The organism is Marinobacter sp. MDS2, assembly GCF_030718085.1.
GTDB lineage: Bacteria > Pseudomonadota > Gammaproteobacteria > Pseudomonadales > Oleiphilaceae > Marinobacter.
This window is the reverse complement of sequence record NZ_JAVAJF010000001.1, coordinates 2010649-2034275: the sequence shown is the minus strand read 5'-3', so window position 1 is coordinate 2034275 and position 23627 is coordinate 2010649. Positions and strand designations below refer to the sequence as shown.

The 23627-nt window shown below is 57.9% G+C and carries 21 protein-coding genes; 14 read left to right on the top strand and 7 right to left on the bottom strand.

Going from position 1 to position 23627, the window contains the following annotated elements:
* Nucleotides 1-2: 2 nt before the first annotated feature.
* From Q9245_RS09535 to Q9245_RS09520, 4 genes are all read right to left on the bottom strand, one after another.
* Nucleotides 3-680, bottom strand: a complete 678-nt coding sequence (locus tag Q9245_RS09535; protein WP_199005419.1) for a methionine ABC transporter permease — start codon at nt 678-680, stop codon at nt 3-5.
* A complete protein-coding gene (locus tag Q9245_RS09530; protein WP_305896908.1) occupies nt 680-1687 on the bottom strand; it encodes a methionine ABC transporter ATP-binding protein in 1008 nt (335 codons plus the stop codon). The genes Q9245_RS09535 and Q9245_RS09530 overlap by 1 nt, the downstream gene beginning before the upstream one ends.
* A 154-nt stretch (nt 1688-1841) precedes the next feature.
* Entirely contained in the window at nt 1842-2450 is a 609-nt protein-coding gene (locus tag Q9245_RS09525; RefSeq protein WP_305896907.1) for a hypothetical protein, read from the bottom strand.
* Between the two features lie 142 nt (nt 2451-2592).
* Nucleotides 2593-4080, bottom strand: a complete 1488-nt coding sequence (locus tag Q9245_RS09520; protein ID WP_305896906.1) for an amidase — start codon at nt 4078-4080, stop codon at nt 2593-2595.
* 96 nt (nt 4081-4176) lie between these two features.
* Between Q9245_RS09520 and Q9245_RS09515 the strand changes: the two genes are divergently transcribed.
* From Q9245_RS09515 to Q9245_RS09485, 7 genes are all read left to right on the top strand, one after another.
* On the top strand, nt 4177-4929 hold the full coding sequence (locus tag Q9245_RS09515; RefSeq protein WP_305896905.1) for a sulfite exporter TauE/SafE family protein: 753 nt from the start codon (nt 4177-4179) through the stop codon (nt 4927-4929).
* Nucleotides 4930-5024: 95 nt separating this feature from the next.
* On the top strand, nt 5025-5825 hold the full coding sequence (locus Q9245_RS09510) for a MotA/TolQ/ExbB proton channel family protein (protein WP_305896904.1): 801 nt from the start codon (nt 5025-5027) through the stop codon (nt 5823-5825).
* A 19-nt stretch (nt 5826-5844) separates the two neighbouring features.
* Nucleotides 5845-6198, top strand: coding sequence for a biopolymer transporter ExbD (locus Q9245_RS09505; protein ID WP_305896903.1), 354 nt, complete (start codon nt 5845-5847; stop codon nt 6196-6198).
* Nucleotides 6195-6605, top strand: coding sequence for a biopolymer transporter ExbD (locus tag Q9245_RS09500; protein ID WP_305896902.1), 411 nt, complete (start codon nt 6195-6197; stop codon nt 6603-6605). The genes Q9245_RS09505 and Q9245_RS09500 overlap by 4 nt, the downstream gene beginning before the upstream one ends.
* Nucleotides 6602-7360 (top strand): energy transducer TonB, encoded by a 759-nt coding sequence (locus Q9245_RS09495; RefSeq protein ID WP_305896901.1) that lies wholly within the window; start codon nt 6602-6604, stop codon nt 7358-7360. Before Q9245_RS09500 ends, Q9245_RS09495 begins: the two co-directional genes overlap by 4 nt.
* 225 nt (nt 7361-7585) lie before the next feature.
* Nucleotides 7586-8104 (top strand): Hcp family type VI secretion system effector, encoded by a 519-nt coding sequence (locus Q9245_RS09490; protein ID WP_058342275.1) that lies wholly within the window; start codon nt 7586-7588, stop codon nt 8102-8104.
* 106 nt (nt 8105-8210) lie between these two features.
* Nucleotides 8211-8909 carry a hypothetical protein gene (locus Q9245_RS09485; protein WP_305896900.1) on the top strand — a complete coding sequence of 233 codons (699 nt, stop codon included), beginning with the start codon at nt 8211-8213 and terminating at the stop codon, nt 8907-8909.
* Here Q9245_RS09485 and Q9245_RS09480 read toward each other — a convergent pair.
* Entirely contained in the window at nt 8901-11600 is a 2700-nt protein-coding gene (locus Q9245_RS09480; RefSeq protein WP_305896899.1) for a nitrate reductase, read from the bottom strand. The two genes, Q9245_RS09485 and Q9245_RS09480, sit on opposite strands and share 9 nt — an antisense overlap.
* A 372-nt stretch (nt 11601-11972) precedes the next feature.
* Here Q9245_RS09480 and Q9245_RS09475 point away from each other — a divergent pair, with 372 nt between their 5' ends.
* The 3 genes from Q9245_RS09475 to Q9245_RS09465 all read left to right on the top strand — a co-directional run bounded on the left by Q9245_RS09475 (nt 11973) and on the right by Q9245_RS09465 (nt 15280).
* A complete protein-coding gene (locus Q9245_RS09475; protein WP_305896898.1) occupies nt 11973-13337 on the top strand; it encodes a CmpA/NrtA family ABC transporter substrate-binding protein in 1365 nt (454 codons plus the stop codon).
* Nucleotides 13338-13350: 13 nt separating this feature from the next.
* Nucleotides 13351-14349, top strand: a complete 999-nt coding sequence (locus Q9245_RS09470) for an ABC transporter permease (RefSeq protein WP_305896897.1) — start codon at nt 13351-13353, stop codon at nt 14347-14349.
* Between the two features lie 70 nt (nt 14350-14419).
* The gene (locus Q9245_RS09465; RefSeq protein WP_305896896.1) at nt 14420-15280 is read left to right on the top strand and encodes an ABC transporter ATP-binding protein; all 861 of its coding nucleotides are present in this window, start codon (nt 14420-14422) and stop codon (nt 15278-15280) included.
* A gap of 43 nt (nt 15281-15323) precedes the next feature.
* On the opposite strand, the gene Q9245_RS09460 is transcribed toward Q9245_RS09465, so the two are convergent.
* Nucleotides 15324-16535, bottom strand: coding sequence for a nitrate regulatory protein (locus tag Q9245_RS09460; RefSeq protein WP_305896895.1), 1212 nt, complete (start codon nt 16533-16535; stop codon nt 15324-15326).
* A gap of 338 nt (nt 16536-16873) precedes the next feature.
* On the opposite strand from Q9245_RS09460, the gene Q9245_RS09455 reads away from it, so the two are divergent.
* The 4 genes from Q9245_RS09455 (at nt 16874) to Q9245_RS09440 (ending at nt 23143) form a co-directional block, all read left to right on the top strand.
* Nucleotides 16874-18103, top strand: a complete 1230-nt coding sequence (locus Q9245_RS09455; protein WP_305896894.1) for an NAD(P)/FAD-dependent oxidoreductase — start codon at nt 16874-16876, stop codon at nt 18101-18103.
* Nucleotides 18104-18129: 26 nt separating this feature from the next.
* Complete coding sequence (nirB, locus tag Q9245_RS09450) at nt 18130-20643, top strand: nitrite reductase large subunit NirB (protein ID WP_305896893.1); 2514 nt, start codon at nt 18130-18132, stop codon at nt 20641-20643.
* Nucleotides 20644-20806: 163 nt separating this feature from the next.
* On the top strand, nt 20807-21181 hold the full coding sequence (gene nirD, locus Q9245_RS09445) for a nitrite reductase small subunit NirD (protein WP_305896892.1): 375 nt from the start codon (nt 20807-20809) through the stop codon (nt 21179-21181).
* Between the two features lie 84 nt (nt 21182-21265).
* Nucleotides 21266-23143: an MFS transporter gene (locus tag Q9245_RS09440; protein ID WP_305896891.1), complete on the top strand. Its 1878-nt coding sequence runs from the start codon at nt 21266-21268 to the stop codon at nt 23141-23143.
* Between the two features lie 21 nt (nt 23144-23164).
* On the opposite strand, the gene Q9245_RS09435 is transcribed toward Q9245_RS09440, so the two are convergent.
* On the bottom strand, nt 23165-23572 hold the full coding sequence (locus Q9245_RS09435; protein WP_305896890.1) for a TM2 domain-containing protein: 408 nt from the start codon (nt 23570-23572) through the stop codon (nt 23165-23167).
* Nucleotides 23573-23627: the final 55 nt, after the last annotated feature.

The following is a 23627-nucleotide window of genomic DNA, read 5'->3' as shown; positions in this document are numbered from 1 at the left end:
GATTACTTACGACTGAAATACAGCACCAGACGATCACCCGCCATTTGCAGCAACTGCACGAAAATCACCAGCAGAGCGACGGTAATAACCATCACATCGGTTTGGAAACGCTGGTAACCGAATCGAATGGCCAGATCGCCCAAGCCGCCACCGCCGATAACACCGGACATAGCGGCATAAGAAACCAATGTGATCGCCGTAACGGTAATACCCGCGATGATGCCCGGAAGTGCTTCCGGCAGCAAGGCGCCGAATACGATCTGTCGGATGTTCGCGCCCATCGCCTGTGTGGCTTCGATAATGCCCCGGTCTACTTCCCGAAGTGACGTTTCAACCAAGCGGGCAAAGAACGGCGCACCACCCGCCACCAGCGGTGGAATTGCACCGGCCACACCCAGAGAGGTGCCGATCAGCATCACCGTGAACGGAATCATCACGATCAATAGAATGATAAACGGCACCGACCGCAGTACGTTGACCACAAACGACAGCACAGCATAGGCCACCGGCTGTTCCAGCAACTGGCGCTTGCCGAACAGGAACAACAGCACACCAATCGGTAACCCGATCAACACGCTGAACAGCAGCGACATACCCACCATTACCAGCGTGTCCCAGCTGGCGATACCAATCTCGGCCCAATCCACGTTGCCCATCAGGCTTTCCATTAAAGCTTCCATCAGCGCACCACCTCCACATGTACATCTGCGGCTTCGAGGGCTTTCAGTGCCACCTCGACATCGCCGCCGATCAGTGAGAGGGTCAGCTGGCCATAGGGCGTGTCTTTAATATGGTCGATACGACCGGACAAGATGCTGAAATCAACACCGGACTGTCTGGCCACGTTGCCCAACAAAGGCTTGTAGGTAGACTCGCCCTTGAAGGTCAGGCGCAAAATCCGGCCTTCCGCCTTCTGCAGGTTTTCCTGCAGCTCATCGCCGTCGATGCTCTCGCTTTCCAGCACGAAGTCCCGGGTGGTGGGGTGCTGAGGGTGCAGGAAGACTTCGCTGACCGGCCCCATTTCCACCACGCGCCCCGCATCCATCACCGCAACGCGATCGCAAACCCGGCGCACCACGTCCATCTCGTGGGTAATCAGCACAATGGTCAGGCCCAGCTCTTTGTTGATGTCTGCCAGCAACTTCAGAACCGACTGCGTCGTTTGGGGGTCCAAAGCGCTGGTAGCCTCGTCACACAACAAGACCGTCGGTCGGCAGGCCAACGCCCGGGCAATGCCTACACGCTGCTTCTGCCCGCCAGACAACTGCGAGGGGTATTTATCGGCATGATCGCTCAGGCTCACCCGGGCCAATAGCTCTTCCACCCGCTCCCGGATCTCGGTTTTGCTGTAGATGCCCGCCAGCTTCATCGGAAACGCGATGTTATCGGCAACCGTCTTTGATGACAGCAAGTTAAAGTGCTGAAAAATCATCCCCACTTTGCGGCGAAAAGCGCGAAGCTCCGCTGAGGAATAGCCGGTGATGTCTTCGCCTTCGATCAGAATCCGGCCACCGGAAACCGGCTCGAGCTTGTTAATCAACCGAATCAGTGTGGACTTGCCTGCGCCGGAATGGCCAACAATGCCAAAAACTTCACCGGTTTCGATGGTCATACTGGTCGGGCGCAACGCGGGAATGTCCCGGCCACCTACCTGGTACGACTTTCTTACCTCGTCAAATACAATCATGGTCAGTGCCTTGGATAAGCGCTTTCGTCAAAGCGTCGTGGGGCAGAGTGAAAGCCGCCGATTATAACGTATTCGGCAGCCAAACCCGAACCACTGTCCAAGGGCCGTTTGTGGGTAGTTGCCCGTACGCAGAGCAGGAAGCACCCCGCTCTGATCAGTGCAAGGAGCGCAACTGCCTTGGGTAAAGGGCGGCACTGACTTCCGGCTCTTCCAGCAGGTCTGCCAACTCCCGATCAATATCGGTTTCTTCACCTTCGTCGGGCAAGGGCTCAAACAGGGTGTTCAACCATGCTGCGATGTTGGGAGCGCTGTCCCGGTCATAATCAGAGGACAGCGCTTTGATCCGTCGAAAACCGATAATACGCTGGTGTCTCGGATCACGAATTTGCTCAAAGCCCCGCCAATAGATTCTCTCCCGGGTGTGCAGCTGCACAAACAGGGTATCGATTGGGCCGGCATCGTCTTCCGGGTTCTCATCATCGTCAGCGACGTCTTCCTGCGCTTGATCAGCGGTCGGCTTGCGTCGCACGGTAGTCCACGCGGGATACAGAACGGCCACGGCATCCGCTTCGACGTGCTCACGAGCAGCCCGCAGAATCAAACCCCAACGGGCCTTGTCGGCATCGGTCTCCAGAGATTGGATGGGTAGGTCATAGCTTTGGTCACTGGACAGAACGATCGCCATCATCGGGGCATCTAACTCCCCCATGGCTTCCGCCTGTGCTACGGATACCAGATCGTCGATTGCCATCGATTGGTTCATAAGATGCTTGCCTCCTCGATGCCATCAGAGTGGTCAGGGGACCTGACCCCTGACTTACAGCATAGCGTGTTCACTGTAGAAAAGATAAACGTGGGGGCTTGGGCGCAGATCTCAACCCTGCGCCCAAATCCTGCAGGGTTATTCAGAATACGTCGTTCAGGCGCTCATAGTTCTCAAACCACGGATTAACTTCTTCTAACTGGGCCGCGAGTTGCAACAATCGGGCCTCACCACCATGCGCGGCACCAAACTGGACACCGACGGGCAGGCCACTTTGGGTCCAATGCATGGGTACTGACATAGCCGGCGTGCCAGTGAGGTTGGCCAACTGGGTGAACGGGGTGCGAGCCAGGCTCTCCATGGCAATCTGATCGACCTGCCCGCTGCGGTGCACCAGCTTACCGGCCTTCAGCGCCAACATCAGTTTGGCCGCGACTTTCAGATGCGCCGGCGTGTCGAGCTCACCTATTCTGGCCGGAAGTTGTCCCGCTGTGGGGCACAGATACAAATCAAAACGGTCGAAATACGCCCCCAGCGCACGGGCAAAGTCGTTCCACTGCTGACGACGCGCAACATAGTCAGGCAAGGGCATGGTGTTACCCAGCATCGCCAGCAGGCGAGTATCCAGCTCCAGGTCTTTGTCGGTCGCGCCATACTGTTCTTTGGCTCGTTGAGCCATTACCGACACCTCGCCAAAGTACAACGAGAGATAACAGCGGGCGAGTGCCAGGCCATCAAATTCGGGGCGAGCGTATTCCACCTCGTGGCCCATGTTCTCGAGCATTCGGGCGGTTTCCTCGACCGCCGCCACACATTCCGGAGCAACCTCGGTTTCGTAAGGAGATGACGTAAACACGCCAATTTTCAGTTTGCCCGGCGATTGCTGCATGGCCTCCAACCACGATGTTTCCGGTTCGGGAATTCTGAACGGATCGCCGCTGGCCGGCCCCGCCAGCACGTCCAGCATGGCTGCACTGTCTCGCACCGTGCGGGTCACTACATGATCGGCAGAGGCGCCTGTCCAGGCCTCACCCACGTTAGGCCCCGGTGAAATTCGTCCCCGCGACGGCTTCAGACCGAACAAACCGTTGTACGCGGCCGGGATACGAATCGAGCCACCACCGTCGTTAGCACCTGCCATCGGCACGATACCGGCAGCCACCGCTGCACCTGAACCGCCACTGGAACCGCCCGGCGTTCGGCTGAGGTCCCACGGGTTTCGAGTGGGGCCCCACAGTTCCGATTCCGTCACGGCTTTCAGACCAAACTCAGGCGTGGCCGTGCGACCAAGAAACAACAAGCCTGCCTTCCGGGCACGGCGAACAAATTCCGAATCACGGGCCGGTACGTGGTCGCGATACGCCCGGCTGCCGTAGGTACAGGGGTAACCCGCCTGTTCCTGAGCCAGATCTTTCAGTAGCAAAGGGACACCTGAAAACAGACCGTCAGCCGGGATGGATTGCATCTTGGCTTCACTGAACTGAGGTTGGCAGATCGCGTTCAGCTCTCCGTTTACTGTGTTGGCGCGCTCGATCGCCGCCTCCACGACTTCTTGCGATGTCACTTCGCCCCGGCGCATCAAATCCGCCAACGCAGTGGCGTCATATCTCAGATATTCAGACTGTTTCATCGGTTGCCCTGTTTTTGTTATCTACCTAAAGACCTATAGACATTTGTCTTATAAACCGGAAACTCCGGAGCTTACGTGATTACCTGAGCGAGTACCATGGACCTACCCCTACTTCCCGAAGCCCTCAGCCTTGGCGCTGCCCTGTTCCTTTTATCAGCCTCTGTTGTGACCTCGATGCTCACGGCCATGTTGGGTGCCGGGGGCGGGGTATTGCTGCTGGTGTTGATGGCGTCGTGGATGCCCGCACTCGCCATTATTCCCGTTCACGGCATGATTCAACTCGGCTCTAACTCTGGCCGGGCAATACTGACCTGGCGCCACATAGACTGGCGCGTGATCGCCGCATTCACACCGGGCGTGCTGGTGGGTGCTGTGCTTGGTGCCTGGCTGCTGATCGACATGCCCGCACAGCTTTGGCAACTCTCCATTGCCGTGTTTGTGTTGTATCTGTGCTGGGGACCCAAGCTTCCGAAAACCTCGTTCGGGCCTGCCGGTATTTTCATTGCTTCCGGCATAACCAGCTTCATCAGCCTGTTTGTCGGCGCCACCGGCCCGCTGGTGGCAGCGTTCATCAAGCAGATTCATGAGGACCGTTTCAAAACCGTCTCGACTTTCGCCACCGCCATGACCCTGCAACACGCCCCGAAAGCTTTGATTTTCGGCGTCGCGGGCTTTGTGTTTTCCGACTGGCTGCTGTTTATTCTGGCCATGATTGCATGCGGGTTTGCAGGCACCTGGATTGGCCTTCACATTCTCAAGACCATGAGCAACCGCTGGTTCAGCACTGCCTTCAACGTGGTGCTCACGCTACTGGCCCTGCGGCTCTTGTGGCAGGCGGCTACGGGATAATCAAACAAGGTTCCGCCCAGCACTGAATCGTAACTTGCAATTCAACTGATAATCATTACCATTACGATCTATTATCCAATGATCGGGCATCCAGTATGTTTTCATCCCAAGGCACAATTTCTGCCCTTACCGAGAACGGCCCTCTCGCCGATTTAATCAGCATGGGCGGCCCGGTGATGGTCGTTTTGATCGCTATTGCTTTTATTGGTGCAGCAACCTTCCTGTACCTCATGCTGTACGGCGCTTTCTATACGCCCCGCTTGAATAAATCCTTACAGCGACTCATCGCACAGTGGCAACAATCGCCCTCCGACACCCCGGTTCAGGCCGCCCGATCCAATGCCGGCCTGTTCGGTCGCACCAACCCCCTGATGCACCTTCTGGTTGGCACCATGTCGGCCTGCCAGTCCGGCAACAACCTCGCGGCCGTGCGAGAAACCGCAGTGCGAGATGCTCAGAATGCGCTCGAGCCCTTTGAAGCCCCCCTCAAAATTATCGAAGTGATCGCCGCCCTTGCGCCCTTATTGGGGCTGCTCGGCACCGTGATGGGAATGATGGAAGCCTTCAGCGCCATGGCCGCCACCGAGGGTCGGGCCAACGCCAGCCAGCTGAGCGGCGGAATTTACGAAGCCTTGGCCACCACGGCGGCCGGGCTGGTGGTTGCGATTCCGTTCGCCGCCCTGGCGGCGTGGATCGAGTTTCGCCTGCGCCGAATTCACAAAACCATCAACAGTGCACTGGTGAGTGTTTTCAACGTCATACCGGCTGAGGAGGTCACGACAGCACCTGAGCCGGCTAAGGCCGAGCCGAAAACCACCGAAGCACCGTTTAAAGAGCAGGCTCACGCGTCCACCGATTTCGACAGCAATCCGCGCCTTGCCCATGCAGCTGGTTGAGCCACGGCCTAGCCGCCCAATGCCAATCCGGATTACGCCACTGATTGATGTGGTGTTTATTCTGCTGGTGTTCTTCATGCTGACCACCCGGCTGATGCCACTGGATCATCTTGAATTGGCCAACAGCACCAAAGACCGCCAGAACGTTGCAGGCAAGCCCTTGCCGGAGCTTCAAATCTCCGCCGGTGGTTCCGTACAGTGGCAGGAAAGCCAGTATTCACTGTCGGAACTACTGCCAGCATTGCAGGCGGCAGGCATCCGCGAAGCCAACCTGAGCACGACGCCAGATTCCGCGCTGGCCGATTTCACCCGCACTCTGAGCGCCCTGGACAGCGCGGACATTACCGCCCACTGGAAGCGTGAAACGCCATGACTGAGCTGGTGCCACCACCGTCCACGTCCGGCAAGGGGCTGTTGGATCGGGTTGAAGACGCGCTGTTACCGCTGATCAATCTGGTGTTCCTGCTGCTGATGTTCTTCATCGTGGCAGGGCAACTAAGCGAACAACCTCTTCCGGAATTGCCCGGAGGCGCTCAGTCAGAGCAAGAGCAAGCCCCGGAGGCGGATCTGATTGTGAAAGCCGATGGCCAATGGCAGGTCCGCGGCACCACAGTGACGGAACAATCGTTGTTGTCGGCACTGCCCGAACCAAACCCCTCGGAACCCCTTAAACTCGCCGCGGATCAGAGCCTCACGATGGCCGATCTGGAGCACCTGCTGCAGCGGCTGGAAGACGGCGGTTACACCGAGGTGTTGCTGTTGACGGAGCCAGGGGCATGAACCCGACGCCAAAAGGCATCAAGCTTCTGTTTTTAGTGATTGCCGTCTGCACCACAGCGATCGCCTGGGTGCTGGCAGCGCCCAGCAAGCCATTGAAACTGCCTACACTCGGCGACAGCGCGGTCAATTCTGCACCGGCCATTAAAATCAGTCTGGCGGGTCGCGACACTCCGGAGCCTGCTGCGCAGCCTGAATCGTCTCCGGCCCCCGAGCCGGTCACTAAACCAGATCCCACACCCGAGCCAGAGCCAGAGCCAGAGCCAGAGCCAGAGCCAGAGCCAGAGCCAGAGCCAGAGCCAGAGCCCATTGTTGAGCCGGACCCGGAGCCTGCGCCAGCCCCGATTGAACCCTCTGTACCTGAAACCGCGAAAGCACCAACCCCAGAGGCTTCGGTAACTTCCGGCGAAGAAGGCCAGGCCGAACAGCAACAAGCCTCCGTGCCACTTCAAACCGCAGGCAGTGCGTCTGAAATCCAGAGTTATCTGAACACACTCAGCCGGCACCTGGCCCGCTATTACAACTATCCCCGAAGGGCTCGCCGCCTCGGCCAGCAGGGCGCTCCGGTTGTGGTGTTCGAATTCCGCCGGGATGGCTCGCTCATTGATCACTCCCTCCGCGACAGTTCCGGCCATACCTTGCTCGACGACGCCGCACTACAAATGCTGTCCGAGGCCGCTCCCTTGCCTGAAGTTCCTGCAAAGATGCGCGGCGAAACGTTCACGTACGCACTACCAGTGCGATTCCAACTCCGGTAACGCCAGGCGCCGCCAACACAGCCGGGCAATCTTTTGCCCGACCAGCAAGACCTCGCTCGATGGCCAAGCAATCGTTTGCTCACGCCACACTTAATACTACCCGGATTTACAACAACTACTTGTTTTAAAACACATTTATAAAACTGGCACAGTCCTTGTTATGAATAACCGCGTCCAGGGATCACCCATCGGACCATTATTCATTCACACGTCATGGAGCAGACAATGCCAACTCCTTGTTATATCAGTATTGAAGGTAAAACCCAGGGCAACATCACCGCGGGTGCGTTCACTTCCGACTCCGTAGGTAACATCTACGTGGAAGGTCACGAAGACGAAGTGCTGGTTCAGGAATTCAGCCACGTTGTGACCGTTCCGACGGATCCTCAGTCTGGTCAGCCTTCTGGTCAGCGCGTACACAAGCCGTTCAAGTTCACCTCCGCTCTGAACAAGTCCACTCCGCTGATGTACAACGCTCTGGCCTCCGGCGAAATGCTGCCGAAGGTTGAACTGAAGTGGTACCGCACTTCCGTGGAAGGTAAGCAGGAGCACTTCTTCTCCACCATCCTCGAAGATGCCACCATCATTGATATCGACTGCAACATGCCTCACTGCCAGGACGCGGCCAACGCAGACTTCACGCAGCTGGTCACCGTGTCTCTGTCCTACCGCAAGGTTACCTGGGAACACGCTGTTGCCGGTACTTCCGGTGCTGACGACTGGCGTTCGCCGATCGAAGCCTGATCCCTCAGGTTCGATGAAATTAAAACGGCTGGCCTTCGGTCTGGCCGTTTTTGATTGAGCCTTCACGTTTTCATGTCTAACATGCCCCCAGACACTTGGGGATTTCATGTCCAGCTCTCTTCATACAAGCCAAAATATCGGCACCCTCATGTGCCAGGCCACCCGGACCATCCTCTGGCAGCCGGCGCAGGCTTGGGTGCGTGAGAGCAACAGTCGGGCGGCGCTGGTGCTCCGCGTTGGTTCGGGGCAGGCCACTTATCACCGCTACGATCCACGCACCAAACAGCACCTGATCAATTACGGTGTGCGCATGATTGCAGCCAAGCGCCAGCCGGAAACCGCCCATGGCTGGCTGTCGTCCCGGGAAATTCGCGAACGTGGTTATTTCGGCGGGAAGGTCAGTGAGTTAAACTTGCTGGCGCATACCTGTTGCCATGAATTTGCCCACCTGCTGCAATACAGCGCCGGGCAACGTCGCTATGGCTCGGTTCACAACCGGCACTTTTATGCAGTGTTGGACCAGCTGCACGCCAGCGGTGCCGCCGAGGCGACGCGTCACTATTTGGATGAGCGGGCGACCGAGGCGGAACTAACGCTGTCTCGCGCCGCGTTTGAGACGATCAGTCAGCCGCTGCAGGTTGATCGGTGGCAAGCAGGGGATCAGGTTTGTTTCGGCACTGGCCACCAGCAAAAGCAGGGCAAAGTACTCCGGGTCAACCGAAAAACCTGCACGGTTGAGGTCGCCCATCAGCCTCACAACCTGCTGTACCGTGTACCCTTCTCGCTCCTGAGCCCGCTAGGCTGACAAGTCTGTTGGCAACCCTTCCGGCTCGGTCGCTGAAGCGAGCAGAGCCTGCACTTCGGGCAGGCAAGAGCCACAGTTACTACCACATTTCAAAGTCTTACCCAGCGCTTCGACACTGTGACAACCGGCTTCGATGGCGCGCATTATGGCGTTCTCACCCACCTGGAAACAGCTGCACACCAGAGCACCGGCCGGTTCAATGTCAGCACTGCCCGCAGCGAGCAACGACCACCGATGTTCGAGCGCCGGCCCTGTCTGGGCAAAGCATTGATCCAGCCATTCCACGCCCGGCATCGAGCCGGCTTCCGACTCCACCATGAGCACGGCTTCCAACCGATCGTCCTTGAGCCAAACCGCTCGGAATCTTCCACTTGCGTCATCTTCCATGAGCAGCTCCGGCTCGCGGCCAAAGCACTGCCAGCCCAATTCAGACCAATCTGCCCGGTGCCTGCCCGCCAGCCACCACCCGGTGCTGTTCGGCAACACCTGGCGACTCCAGTAATCAAAATTTGAGGCCATCGGCGTGGGTAAGACAGTCTGTTGCTGCGGTAACAAGAGCCGCGCCTGCCACTCCGCCTTCAGGGGTGTGACGGCCGCTATCCCGTGCTTACTTTCAGGCTGCCCCGATATCGGATCCACCGTCGAAGCGATGAGGTCTGAGGCCAAAGCCGACGAAGCAAACTGGCGGTTCCAATGGATCGGAACAAAGACTTCGCCCTGGCGTTGGTTGGTGGTGCCCCGAACCCGGCCGACGAACCGGCCCGAAGGCCCGGTCAGCATGGCCAGCCCTCCTTCCACCAGTCTGGCATCCGTCATGTCCGCAGGATGGACTTCGATAAACGGCTCATCCCGATGGGCAAACAGCTTCGAGGCCAAGCCGGTACGGGTCATGGTGTGCCATTGATCGCGGATACGACCGGAATTCACCACCAACGGATAACGTTGCCCGGGTTGCTGACCGGCAGCCTGCATGGTTACGGGTATCAGCCGGGCGCGACCGTCCGGGGTCGGGAAGCCGCCCGCACTGAACAAGCGGTGTGTTTGCCGCACAGCACCAGACTCGCCAATTGTCAGCGGCCACTGCACCGGTTTCATCTGTTCATAATCCGCGTCCGTTAGCTGTGCCAGCGCGGCGATATTGAACACCCGCGTGCCGGTGTTGCCATAACCCGACAAGGCCGCATGCTCCCGGAAGATGTCTGCGGGTTTGCGGTATGCAAACGCCCCTGTGTGGCCGAGCGCCTGCCCGACCTCACTGATAATCTGCCAGTCTGGCTTCACGCCGGCAGGCAAGGGGAGAAACCGCCGCTGCCGCGAGATGCGCCGCTCGGAGTTGGTCACCGTGCCATCTTTCTCGCCCCAGCCCGCAGCAGGCAAAAGGATGTCGGCAAAGGCGGTGGTATCGGTTGAACTGACGCAGTCCGACACAATCACGGTGTCGCACCGAGCCAGGGCTTCACGAACACGCGCGTTGTCAGGCAGGCTCACGGCCGGATTGGTGCCCATCACCCAGAGCACTTTGATTTCGCCCCGATGCACCGCCTCGAACAAATCCACGGCTTTGTGTCCCGGCCCTCCCGCCAGCTGTTCGGTTTGCCAAAACTCCGCCATGAGCTGTCGCGCTCCTGGCGTGTCGTATTCCATGTGTGCAGCCAACGTGTTCGCCAGTCCTCCCACCTCGCGCCCTCCCATCGCGTTAGGCTGGCCGGTTAACGAGAAAGGGCTGGCACCGGGTTTGCCAACACGGCCGGTGGCCAGATGACAGTTGATGATGGCATTGCCTTTATCCGTTCCGGCAACCGACTGGTTAATGCCCTGCGAAAATGCCGTCACGGTTCGCCCGGTTTTCGCGAACCATCGATAAAAGGTTTCCACATCCTCCACGGCGAGATCACAGCCGTGAGCAACCGCCTTGGTGTCGGGCGCTGACAATCTTGCTGCTTTCAGGGCGCTCTCCAACCCTGTGCAGTGCTGTTTTAAATAGTGGGCATCCAGCGCCTTACGGTCATGCAGCCACACCAGAAGGCCGTTGAACAACAGGGTGTCGGTGCCGGGCCGGAGCTTCAGGTGCAAATCTGCGAGTTCACTGGTTGCCGTTTCCCGAGGGTCGATGACCACCACCATTCGGCCGTCCCGCTGCGCAGCTTTCATGCGCTGATACAGCACCGGGTGCGCCCACGCGGCATTGCTGCCGGCTAATACCAACAAATCCGCCAGCTCCAGGTCTTCATAACAGCCCGGCACGCAATCTTCGCCAAAGGCGCGTTTGTGGGCTGCCACCGCAGACGACATGCACAGCCGGGAATTGGTATCCACATGAGGCGTGCCGATGAACCCCTTCGCCAGTTTATTGGCCACATAGTAGTCCTCGGTCAGGAGCTGACCGGACAAGTACAAAGCGACAGATCCCGGGCCGTGCTCCCTGACCGCGTCGGTGATGGCTGATGCCACGCGGCCAATAGCTTGCTCCCAACTGGCGTCCCTGCCGTCCACTCTGGGGCTAAAGGTGCGCTCGCCACTGGGCACCAGCGTTTCGTGCAGTGCCGAACCTTTCACACACAAACGACCTTGATTCGCCGGATGCTGGCGATCACCTTCAACACCATCAGCTCGAGCCAGCACGCCACAGCCTACGCCGCAGTATGGGCAAGTGGTAGCAGTGGGGATTGACGTATTCGGATGACGACTCACGGAGTACCCTCTTTGTCGCTTCATTAGCTGTTCATTTGTTCTAAATGAAGCAATTTAAGGGCCAGCCTCGATAGGCCGCACCAATCCACATTTCCGCCCCGGGAAAAGAGTCACACTGGTGCACGAGGTGCATTCGTGCACCAGAACACGCCAAGCCAAGGTGACCATCGGGGCCCGCTGATTCCTCTGCCCACCCGCCCAACCACAGTTATCCCAAGGGTTTTCCGGAGCTGGCACAGCTTATGCTGAAGACTCTGTGAACCATCAAAACACGACAGCATTTCTCTCAGGCAAAGGCGCCTGCTTTCCGGCGACGGAGGGTAGGCGCCTTTGCGCTTATAGAGACTGCTGAAGATCAGAGCGAGTTACATCATGGCAAGAACCCTTGAACACTTTCGGTCAGGCATAACGGCACTGCTGCTGGGATTGGCTTCATTGGCGCACGGCGACATCGGCCCTGCAGAAAAGCCAGACCTCAAACTCGGCTTTATTAAACTTACCGACATGGCGCCCCTGGCGATCGCCTGGGAGCAGGGCTATTTCCTTGATGAAGGGCTGTTCGTTGAACTGGAGGCTCAGGCCAACTGGAAAGTCCTGCTGGACCGGGTGATTACATCCGAGCTGGATGGCGCCCATATGCTCGCCGGCCAGCCTCTCGGTGCGTCCATCGGCTATGGCACCCAGGCCAACATCATTACCGCTTTCAGTATGGATCTGAACGGCAATGGCATCACCGTCTCCAAAGACGTCTGGGAAACCATTAAACCTCAGCTTGCCAAAGACGGTGACAAGCCGGCCCATCCCATCAGTGCCGCAACCCTCAAGCCCGTCATCGACCAGTACCGGGATCGAGGCGAGCGTTTCAAGATGGGCATGGTTTTCCCGGTATCGACCCACAATTATGAACTGCGCTACTGGCTGGCCGCCGGCGGGTTAAACCCCGGCTATTACGCACCCCAGAGAGGGGATACAAGCGGCACCCTGCAGGCCGATGTGCATCTGTCGGTAACGCCCCCGCCACAAATGCCCGCAACCATGGAAGCCGGCACTATTCAGGGCTATTGCGTGGGTGAGCCCTGGAACCAGCAGGCCGTGTTCAAGGATATTGGCGTGCCGGTCATAACCGACTACGAAATCTGGCCGAACAACCCGGAAAAGGTGTTCGGGGTCACCGAAGAGTGGGCCCAAAAATACCCGAACACGCACCTCCGCTTGCTGCGCGCCTTGATCCGGGCTGCCCATTGGCTCGACGAGAACAACAACGCGAACCGGGCCGAGGCGGTCAAGATTCTTGCCCAATCAAGCTACGTCGGTGCCGATCCGGAGGTCATCGCCAACTCCATGACCGGAACCTTTGAATACGAGAAAGGGGATGTCCGGGAGGTGCCTGATTTCAATGTATTCTTCCGCTATCACGCCACTTACCCGTACCCGTCCGATGCCATCTGGTACCTGTCGCAAATGCGTCGATGGGGCCAGATTCCCGAACCCAAGTCCGATAGCTGGTACATGGAAACCGCCGCACAAGTCTACCGGGGCGACATCTACGCACAGGCCGCCCAGTCACTGATCGACGACGGTCTGTTGGCCGCCAGCGACTTCCCGGACTTTTCCACCGAGAACTTCGAGCGTCCGTTCCAGGGCACGTTAATTGACGGTGTGCCATTCACTCCGAAAACACCCAACGCTTACATCGATCGTTTCGAGATCGGTCTGAAAGCTGACCAGACGCCTTAAAGGGGGAACCAAGATGAGTTCGATAACTGGAAAACTCGGTCAGTCCATGGGCTTCAGTCTCAAACAGCTGGTTGAAAACCTGGCGCCCGCCAATCTGGCGGCTTCGGGCCGGAAAATGCTGCTTCCTTTCATCGGCATTCTGGTGTTCGTGGGATTCTGGCATTTGGCCGCGCCTCAGGTAAACACATCGCTGGGTGCTTTCCCCGGGCCGGTACAGGTCTGGGAGCAAGCCGGTCAATTATGGCAAGAGCACGCGGACCAGAGAGCAAAAGCGGACCGATTCGTCACCATGCAAGAACAGCGCAACGCGCGGATTCTGGCTGACAACCCGGAAGCCGAGGTACGCATTCGCGACTACCCGGGCGCGCCAACCTTTCTGGACCAGATCGGCACCAGCCTGATCACCGTGCTGTCCGGGTTCGTGGTTGCCGCACTGATTGCGGTCCCGTTAGGTATTCTATTCGGTCTGAACCAGCACTTTCAGGCGGCGGTGAACCCGCTGATTCAAGTCTTCAAACCGGTGTCGCCGCTTGCGTGGTTGCCACTGGTTACCATGGTGGTTTCCGCTACCTATGTCAGCGACGACCCAATGTTCGAGAAATCGTTTCTGACGTCGATGATTACCGTCACCCTGTGCAGTTTGTGGCCCACGCTGATCAACACCAGTGTCGGCGTTGCGGCGGTGAACCCGGATCTGCTCAACGTATCCAGAGTGCTCAACCTGTCCTTCTGGAGCCATGTACGCAAAGTGGTGCTGCCGTCATCCATACCGATGATTTTTACCGGCCTTCGAGTGTCCCTCGGGATTGCCTGGATGGTGCTGATCGCCGCCGAAATGCTGGCCCAGAGCCCCGGGCTCGGCAAGTTTGTCTGGGACGAGTTCCAGAATGGCAGTAGCCAGTCACTCAGCCGGATTATGGTGGCGGTGCTTGCCATCGGGTTTATCGGGTTCATCCTCGATCGAATAATGCAATTGATTCAACAAAAGGTGGCCTGGAACGAAGGGCGCTGAACACAACACTGTGACTCTGACACTGAAGGGTGCCGGATAGGGCACCCGGTAAGCGAAATAGGTGATCTCCATGGCTAAATTACATCTTGAATTGACCGGCGTTGAAATGGCGTTTGATACCGCAAAAGGACCGTTCATCGCACTGGATAACGTGAACCTGAAAATAAAAAAGGGCGAGTTCGTGTCCCTGATCGGGCATTCCGGTTGTGGTAAATCCACGGTCCTGAACATCGTTGCCGGATTGCTGCAAGCCTCGAAAGGTGGCTGTGTACTGGACGGGCATGAAGTCAATTCCCCCGGCCCGGAGCGCGCCGTGGTGTTCCAGAACCACGCTCTGATGCCGTGGCTGACCGTTTACGAAAATGTCGAACTGGCGGTCCGGCAAGTGTTCAAAAAGGCGATGAGCCGACAGGAACGCAAAGAGTGGATCCTGCATAATCTGGAGCTGGTCAATATGGCCCACGCGGCGGGCAAGCGCCCCGGCGAAATCTCCGGAGGCATGGCTCAGCGGGTGGGCATTGCGCGGGCGCTGGCGATGAAGCCTAGTGTGCTGCTGATGGACGAACCTTTCGGGGCACTGGATGCGCTGACTCGAGCGCACCTTCAGGACTCGCTGATGGACATTCAGCAGGAGCTAAACAACACCGTGATCATGATCACCCACGATGTCGACGAGGCGGTGCTGCTGTCGGACCGGATCATCATGATGACCAATGGGCCGTCGGCTACCGTCGGTGAGGATCTGCGCATCGAATTACCACGGCCTCGCGACCGGGTCGCTCTGGCGGATAACCCACAATATGTTCACTACCGTCAGGAAGTGCTGTCATTCCTATACGAAAAACAGCGGAAGTTCGAAACCATCAGTAGCCGCCGGAACAACCAGCAGACGGCGGCAGCCGATTCAACTCCGGCGAAAGCCACTGCATGACCCTCTCCCGGGTTTTGCAGCCGCAGAGCCCGGGCAGCTGCCCTCAATTCAGCACGCCTGCCATGGCAATCAGCGCACGAGCCACCTCGGGCAGACGTTTGCCCTGATCCATCGCCAGCTTGCGCAACACCCGGTGCGCTTCATCGTCTCCAATCTTGCGGTGCTGCATTAATATCAGCACCGCTTTTTCCTGGACCCGCCTTTCTTCCAGTGCTTCTTTCGCGCTCTGCAGCTCTTCGGACATCTGCTGCAATCTCCGGTTCTGTTCCTGAATCAACTCCAGGATCGACCGGTTTGTCTGCACACCTTGCTCCAGCGATGCCAATAACGATGCCTGATCTGCTAACGAACGCCGGGCTTCGCTATACCGCTCCACGCAACGCTGGTGGAAGGCGCTTTCAACACAATCCTCGATTTGTTTCAGAGCGTCCATTCGTTCCGTCATGAGCGCAAACCATTGCTTCGCCAACTGCGGTTCCAGCGGTTTATAGGGGCCGATGGATACAGCAATCTGGCGCATCCGTTCTATTTCGGGTTCCCGAGAGTGTCCGCGAAGCTGCTGCCAAAGTGCGAGGCTGTCCGCGGGGGCATGGGCAACGAACACGTCAAAGCACCGATCCTGCGCCTCAACAAGGTGCATCATGCGCCGCGACAGTGCGCGATCAAAGCGTCCGCGGGCAAATCCGGTTGAGCCCGCCGCCCGCTCCTGCCCGCAATACTCTTTTCCAGTCATCACTTGCACCAAGGCAACCAACAGACCGGCAATCGAGGGTTCTACAACCGTATCTGCGGCCTCGCACACCACGGTAATCAGCTGATGAATGGTATCGCAGAACCAATCCACCGCGTCGTTCACCGCAATCGTCTGTTCCTCGACTCGATCGCGAATGCCCTCAAGCTGCCCCAAACCATGTAGCGCACTGGCAATATGACCGAGCAACGGACTGCTGACCGGATGGCTGATCAGTTCGTGTTGAATATCCTGTAATGCCTGATCAAACAGGCTTGCCCGTTCATTCGTCTGCACCATGATATTCGCCCGCTCGTCCCTGAAGTGCCGACCTTCCGAGCCGAGGAAAAGGCTGGTGACACCGCGTTCTCGCTGCAACTCGTGGATCAGGTGCCCGCTGCTCTGGACCAGCCGTCCCATCAACAAAAAGTACTCGAGACTTCGAACTTCGCATTGCCGCGAAGCAATCAGAAAGTCAGCGGCGGTGGCCGCTTGTGGGCTGGCCGAACCTGATGTCTTGCTCACGTTATCACTCCTGTTATCGCCCTGGCTTATTTACACACCCAACAATCAAACCGAGCAATTAACAGGCCAGCCCCATTGGCTTCATCTTCGGGCACAGCGCCCCATCAAAGTGCAGTCATAGCCACGAAACTCCGAACCGATTCAGGCAAATCATTGAAATTTATAGTTTTTGAAAACTGGCACAGAGATCGCATTGGTGAATTACATCACGGACGACGATTCGGCCACGGACGGCTGAACCATAAGATCATTGTTGTTGGCATTGGCGCCGGTTCACCGCGCTCTCTCAGGAGGGCTCGGTGCCCCGGTTTTTTTTGGTCTCAGGAAAGGAGTTCATTATGACGGCAATCCCGAACGCCCCTTTGGTGATCTGCGGGCACGGCATGGTGGCCCAGCGCCTGATCGAGAACCTGGTCGCCAATGGACACCCCTTCAGCAAGATCGTCGTCTTTAACGGCGAGCCAGTATCTGCTTACAACCGCATTCAGCTCTCGTCTCTGCTGGCTAACGAGATCACCGAGACCGATCTTGCGCTCAAACCGGACGATTGGTACTCGCAAAACCAGATTGACGTGTACAACCACGAACCGGTCAGCCGTATCGATGTTGAACACAACCGTGTGGTAACCGTCCGGGGTCGAGTTCAGACCTACAGCAAGCTGATACTGGCTACCGGTTCAACGCCGTCCAGCCTTCGCCTCCCCGGTGAAGAACTGGACGGTGTACGGATGTTTCGCAGCCTGGCCGATACCCGGGCCATGATCGACAAAGCCGGGAGCGACCAACGGGCCGTCGTGATCGGCGGGGGGTTTCTGGGCCTGGAAGCGGCGGAAGGCCTGCGTGCACGAGGCATGGCTGTCACCGTTCTGCACCGCAGCAACCGACTTTTGAACCGGCAACTCGACGCAACCTCCGGCGAGATGCTCAAGGCCCTGTTGGAACAGCGTGGCCTCAATGTGTTGACGGGCTACGCCCCCAAAGCCTTGTTGGGAAAAAACCAGATCCGGGCCGTGCAACTGCACGACGATACCGTGCTCGCCACCGACCTGGTTGTCATCGCCACCGGCATTACTCCGAATACTCAACTGGCCGCAGAAGCTGGCTTGCGCTGCGACAGAGGCATCTGCATAGACAACCAGATGCGCACATCCAAGCCATCCATCTACGCGCTCGGCGAGTGCAGCCAATTCGGCAACGAAACCTTCGGGTTAGTGGAGCCGGGCTTTCATCAGGCCCAAGCTCTCGCCGAACACCTGTGCCGGCAGGCAGATGTCCAGGGCTTTGCCCCGGTGCAAATACCCACACGCCTGAAGATCAGCGGCATTCCGATTTATTCCTGTGGCCAGGTAGAGCCCGGCCCGCACACCCAAACCATTCAATGGCGCGACAGGCCCAAGCACCGCTATGGCCGGTTGTTGATTCAACACAATCGTCTGGTGGGCGCGATGTTGCTCGGCGACACCGCCAACGGCGCCTGGTACACCGACCTGATTCGCAGCGCGCAGGACATTACCGACTACCGGAACACCATCGCTTTCGGCAAACCCTATTGTGAAGCAGCAGCGTGAGCGCTGCCTTGAGAGAGGAAGACACCATGAGTAAACAAACCCTGATCGTGATTGGCAATGGCATGGTCGGCCATCACTTTCTCGAGCAGTTTGTGCAGACCCCTGCGGCTGATTCGTACCAGATCCTGGTGTTCGGCGAAGAAAAACAACTGGCTTACGACCGCGTGCACTTGTCCGAATACTTCGCAGGCTCCAGCCACGCAGACCTGGCCATGGGTACAGCGGACTGGTACGACGCTAACGGTATTGATCTGCACCTGAACGAGCAGGTCATCGCCATTGACCGTTACAATCAGGTGGTGAGCACGCCAAAAGGCGTCTATCAGTATGACCAGCTGGTACTCGCCACCGGCTCCTATCCTTTTGTCCCCCCGATTGCCGGCAATGATCACAACGGCTGTTTTGTTTACCGGACACTGGACGACCTGGACGCCATTCGCGCCAGCGCCAACACCGCCAAAACTGGCGTAGTGGTGGGCGGTGGTCTACTCGGGCTGGAAGCTGCGAATGCCCTCAAAAGTCTGGGATTGCAGGCCAGCGTGGTGGAATTTGCGCCGCGCCTGATGCCGGTGCAATTGGATGACCAAGGCGGCGCTTTGCTGCGGCATAAGATCGAAGAGCTGGGCGTTCAGGTACATACCGAAAAAGCCACCACCGCCATTGTGCCCGGCACAGAATCACGCTTGCGCATGAATTTCTCTGACGACAGCCATCTCGAGACCGACCTGATCGTATTCTCCGCTGGTATCCGGCCTCAGGATACCCTGGCCCGAGACTGCGGTTTGGACGTGGGCGAACGCGGGGGCATTATCATCAACAACCAGTGCACCACGTCCGATGCCCACATCCACGCCATCGGCGAATGCGCGCTGTGGAATAACCGAATCTTTGGTTTGGTAGCGCCGGGCTATACCATGGCCCGAACCCTCGCTGCGGCCCTCAACAACGACGCCGAGGCCGCCTTCACCGGCGCCGACATGAGCACCAAACTGAAACTGCTGGGTGTCGATGTCGGCTCCATTGGCGATGCTCACGGCCAGACCGCGGGAGCGCGCAACATTCGCTTCCACGACGAGCAGACCGGCCATTACCGGCGCATGGTGGTCAGCTCCGACGGCCAGAAGCTCTTGGGGGCCATTCTGGTCGGCGACAACAGCCACTACGACACCTTGCTGCAATACGCCCTCAACGGTCTGGACCTTCCCAGTAACCCGGAAGTGCTGATTCTGCCCGAAAGCGAAGGCGGCGCACCCACCCTGGGTGCCGATGCGCTACCTGACACCGCCTCAATCTGTTCCTGCCATAACGTTACCAAAGGCGACATCTGTGGCGCCCTGGATGCCGGCTGTACCGATCTGGGTGGCGTAAAAGCTGAGACCAAAGCCAGCACCGGCTGCGGTGGCTGTACCGCGCTGCTGAAGAAGGTGGTGGACAGCGAGCTCGAGAAGCGGGGCGTGGAGGTTTGCACCGATTTGTGCGAGCACTTCCCTTACACCCGTCAGGAGCTGTTCCATCTGGTAAAGGTAAACGGCATTCGCACCTTCCGCGGCCTGCTGAATCAGTACGGCAAAGGTCAGGGCTGTGACATCTGCAAGCCTACGGTGGGCTCTATTCTCGCCAGTTGCTGGAACGATCACATTCTGGCCACGGATCATGTGCCATTGCAGGACACCAACGATACCTTCATGGCCAATATGCAGAAGAACGGCACTTACTCGATCGTGCCGCGCATTCCGGGAGGCGAGATCACGCCAGACAAGCTGATTGTGCTGGGCGAAGTGGCGAAAGAGTACAACCTGTACACCAAGATCACCGGTGGCCAGCGGGTCGATCTGTTCGGAGCCACCCTGAGCGAGCTGCCGGAGATCTGGGAAAAGCTGATCGCGGCCGGCTTCGAGACGGGCCACGCCTATGGCAAGTCGCTGCGTACGGTGAAGTCGTGCGTCGGCAGCACCTGGTGCCGTTATGGTGTGCAGGACAGTGTCGGCATGGCGATCCTGCTGGAGAGCCGCTACAAGGGCCTGAGAGCCCCGCACAAGGTGAAGATGGGCGTGTCGGGCTGTACCCGGGAGTGTGCCGAGGCGCAAAGCAAAGACTTCGGGGTAATCGCCACGGAGAAGGGCTGGAACCTTTACGTGTGTGGCAATGGCGGTATGCGGCCACGGCACGCGGATTTGTTCGCAACGGACTTGTCCGATGAGGCGCTGATTCAGGCTATTGACCGGATTGTGATGTTTTACGTGCGCACGGCGGATCGGTTGCAACGGACCAGTGTCTGGCTGGAGAACCTTGAGGGCGGTTTGGAGTATTTGAAGCAGGTGGTGCTGGAGGACAGTTTGGGTATTGGTGCGGAGCTGGAGCAGCACATGGCAGAGATTGTCGATACCTATCAGTGTGAGTGGAAGACGGCGGTTGAGGATCCGGAAAAGCGCAAGCGTTTCCGGGAGTTTGTGAATGCGCCGGAGCGGAAGGATCCGGTGCAGCAGTGGACTTCGGAGCGGGGGCAGCGTCGGCCGGTTTTGGAGTTGGCCTCTTTGTAGCCTTCTGGCTTGGGGGGCGGAGCCCGGCGGCATGGGGATACTTTTCTTTCGGAAAAAATAACTCGCTTCGCTCAGACATCTTTTTTCCTGCAGAAAAGCATCCCCACACCACCTGGCTCATAGGCCTTGGTGAAATACTAGAAAGCATAATTGGAGAACATCTATGAAAGCTCAAACCCGTTGGGATGTAGTTTGTACGGTGGAAGACCTGGTGCCGGATTCCGGCATTGCGGTTTGGACGCAGGCCGGGCCAGTCGCGGTGTTTTATCTGCCGCATCGGTTACCCGCGCTGTTTGCGGTTTGCCATACCGATCCGTTCAGTGGATCAAACGTGCTAGCGCGGGGGATTACCGGAGATGTGGACGGTGAGCCGGTGGTGGCTTCGCCGCTGTATAAGCAGCATTTCAGTTTGCGCACCGGGGTTTGTCTCGAGGACGACAGCGTGCAGTTAACGACTTACCCGGTGTTGCTGGACGGTGATCGAATTCTGTTGGAGCTTCCTGTTTCGGCCGGTCGCGCAGAGTTCCAGGCGGCCTGATGCGGGCATTTCAAGGCGCTTGACCGGGTGGGGTGCCGCGTATAGTCTGCGGCAAACCCCCGCGGATTCGGAGTGCCCCAGGTTATGGAAGATCACAGCCAGTTTCGTTTGTTGTCGGAACGGCGGTTTGCACCGTTTTTTGTTACCCAGTTTGCCGGTGCGTTTAACGACAATCTGTTCAAGAACGCGCTTTTGCTACTGGTGACCTACAACGCCGGCGGCCTGTTTGGTCTTTCTTCCAGCGTGGTGGTCAATCTGGCGGCCATGCTGTTTATCCTGCCTTTTTTCCTGTTCTCCGCCGTCGCAGGCCAGATTGCCGACCGTTACGAGAAGTCGGGCATTATTCGCTGGGTCAAGTTCGCAGAGGTTGCCATCATGGCGGTGGCCGCGGTCGGGCTGTGGTTCGGCTGGCATGAAATGTTGTTGCTGCTGTTGTTCCTGATGGGGGTTCAGTCGGCGTTTTTTGGCCCGGTTAAATACGCGATTCTTCCGCAGGCTTTGGATAACTCCGAATTGGTCGGTGGTAACGCGCTGGTGGAGATGGGCACGTTCGTCGCGATTCTGCTCGGCACGTTGGTGGCCGGGGTGATGATGAAAGCCCCCTTGCCGGGGCCGATGATCGCCATCGCGGTGTTGGTGGTGGCGGGTTTGGGGCTGTTTTCCGCCTTGAAAATTCCCAAGGCCGAAGCGGCTGCGCCAGACCTGAAGATCAATTTCAGCCCATTGAAAGAAACCTGGAAGCTGATGGCCATCGCCAAAGAGAACCACAACGTGCTGTTGAGCGTGGTGGCGATTTCCTGGTTCTGGTTTCTAGGCGCGGCCTACCTGACTCAGTTCCCCGGCTTTGCGAAGGATGAGCTGCTGGGTGATGAAACCGTGGTCACGGTCTTGTTGGCCATTTTTACGGTCGGGATTGCGGTGGGCTCCATGGTTTGTGAGCGCATGTCCGGCCACAAGGTGGAGCTGGGCATTGTCCCCATCGGCTCATTGGGGCTGAGCGTCTTCGGTATTGACCTTTACCTGAATATGCCGGCGCAGCCCGTCCCTTCGGACTGGTGGATGATCTTTACCGACAGCAGTTACCGCCGGGTCGCGCTGGATTTGCTGGGTATCGGTGTCTCGGGCGGCCTGTTTATCGTGCCGCTGTATGCCTTTGTGCAGCAGGAAACCCCACCGGAAACCCGGGCCCGAGTGATTGCCGCGCTCAATGTGTTCAACGCCTTGTTTATGGTGGCCAGCGCACTGTTAGGCATGCTGGTGCTCGGTGTGATCGGGCTCAGTATTCCGGAATTCTTCTTGGTGCTGTCGATCATGAACCTTATTGTCGCGGCCTTCGTGTACCAACAGGTGCCGGAGTTTGCGCTGCGTTTCGTGATCTGGATGATGTCGCACACGATCTACCGGGTGAAACATCACGATCTGGACCGCATTCCCGAAGAAGGGCCCGTGCTGTTGGTGTGTAATCACGTGTCCTACATGGACGCACCGGTAATCGCCGGGGCGGTCAAACGGCCGATTCGCTTCGTGATGGATCACCACATTTTTTCGACACCGGTGCTGGGCACTTTCTTCCGGATGGCCAAAACCATCCCCATCGGCCCGAAAGCGAAAGTACCAGAGATCTACGAAGCGGCGTTTGAACGGATCGATGAGGAACTGGCGGCCGGTAACGTGGTGTGTATTTTCCCAGAAGGTCGGCTGACCTCGGACGGCGAAGTCGCGGCGTTCAAATCCGGCGTTGAGCTGATCTTGCAGCGCCGGCCGGTGCCGGTGGTGCCGCTTGCGCTTCGGGGGCTGTGGGGCAGCTTTTTCAGTCATTGCGGCGGGCCGGCACTGACGCACTTACCCAAACGCTTCTGGTCACGCATTCATCTTCTTGCTGGCCAGCCCGTGCAACCGGAAGATGCCAACGCTCAAGCTCTGGAAGATAGAGTGAAATCCTTGCGGGGACCGCACCCCTAGGGCGCGGCCTTCAATGCGTTTTTAACCGAAACGGACTTCGCTGTTGCGCTCGGAAATCTGGCTGTTCAAAGTCCAGAAATCGTACAGCACACCAATGAAGAACAGCCCGCCGGTAAACAGGTAGATAATGCCGGTTATCCACTTGCCCATGTACATGCGGTGCACGCCAAATACGCCCAGAAAGGTGAGCAGTATCCAGCAAATGTTGTAATCGGTTTGACCTTGCTGGAATCGACTGTCGGCCTCCCGGTCCATTGCAGGGATCAGGAACAAATCGATAATCCAGCCAATAAAAAACAAACCCAGCGTGAAAAACCAGATAGTGCCGGTAATGGGCTTACCGTAATAAAACCGGTGTGAACCCAAAAAGCCGAATATCCAGAGCAGGTAACCAATAATCTTACTGTGGGTATTGCCGGTTTCTATCATGTTTGTCTGCATCCTCCCGGATATGTGCTTCAGATGAGTTCTCTCAAACAACCCC

Bases quoted from the DNA above. Each gene is read 5' to 3' on its own strand.
- Q9245_RS09535 (WP_199005419.1), bottom strand. From the start codon at position 680: ATGGAAGCTTTAATGGAAAGCCTGATGGGCAACGTGGATTGGGCCGAG.
- Q9245_RS09530 (WP_305896908.1), bottom strand. From the start codon at position 1,687: ATGATTGTATTTGACGAGGTAAGAAAGTCGTACCAGGTAGGTGGCCGG.
- Q9245_RS09525 (WP_305896907.1), bottom strand. From the start codon at position 2,450: ATGAACCAATCGATGGCAATCGACGATCTGGTATCCGTAGCACAGGCG.
- Q9245_RS09520 (WP_305896906.1), bottom strand. From the start codon at position 4,080: ATGAAACAGTCTGAATATCTGAGATATGACGCCACTGCGTTGGCGGAT.
- Q9245_RS09515 (WP_305896905.1), top strand. From the start codon at position 4,177: ATGGACCTACCCCTACTTCCCGAAGCCCTCAGCCTTGGCGCTGCCCTG.
- Q9245_RS09510 (WP_305896904.1), top strand. From the start codon at position 5,025: ATGTTTTCATCCCAAGGCACAATTTCTGCCCTTACCGAGAACGGCCCT.
- Q9245_RS09505 (WP_305896903.1), top strand. From the start codon at position 5,845: ATGCCAATCCGGATTACGCCACTGATTGATGTGGTGTTTATTCTGCTG.
- Q9245_RS09500 (WP_305896902.1), top strand. From the start codon at position 6,195: ATGACTGAGCTGGTGCCACCACCGTCCACGTCCGGCAAGGGGCTGTTG.
- Q9245_RS09495 (WP_305896901.1), top strand. From the start codon at position 6,602: ATGAACCCGACGCCAAAAGGCATCAAGCTTCTGTTTTTAGTGATTGCC.
- Q9245_RS09490 (WP_058342275.1), top strand. From the start codon at position 7,586: ATGCCAACTCCTTGTTATATCAGTATTGAAGGTAAAACCCAGGGCAAC.
- Q9245_RS09485 (WP_305896900.1), top strand. From the start codon at position 8,211: ATGTCCAGCTCTCTTCATACAAGCCAAAATATCGGCACCCTCATGTGC.
- Q9245_RS09475 (WP_305896898.1), top strand. From the start codon at position 11,973: ATGGCAAGAACCCTTGAACACTTTCGGTCAGGCATAACGGCACTGCTG.
- Q9245_RS09470 (WP_305896897.1), top strand. From the start codon at position 13,351: ATGAGTTCGATAACTGGAAAACTCGGTCAGTCCATGGGCTTCAGTCTC.
- Q9245_RS09465 (WP_305896896.1), top strand. From the start codon at position 14,420: ATGGCTAAATTACATCTTGAATTGACCGGCGTTGAAATGGCGTTTGAT.
- Q9245_RS09455 (WP_305896894.1), top strand. From the start codon at position 16,874: ATGACGGCAATCCCGAACGCCCCTTTGGTGATCTGCGGGCACGGCATG.
- nirB (WP_305896893.1), top strand. From the start codon at position 18,130: ATGAGTAAACAAACCCTGATCGTGATTGGCAATGGCATGGTCGGCCAT.
- nirD (WP_305896892.1), top strand. From the start codon at position 20,807: ATGAAAGCTCAAACCCGTTGGGATGTAGTTTGTACGGTGGAAGACCTG.
- Q9245_RS09440 (WP_305896891.1), top strand. From the start codon at position 21,266: ATGGAAGATCACAGCCAGTTTCGTTTGTTGTCGGAACGGCGGTTTGCA.
- Q9245_RS09435 (WP_305896890.1), bottom strand. From the start codon at position 23,572: ATGATAGAAACCGGCAATACCCACAGTAAGATTATTGGTTACCTGCTC.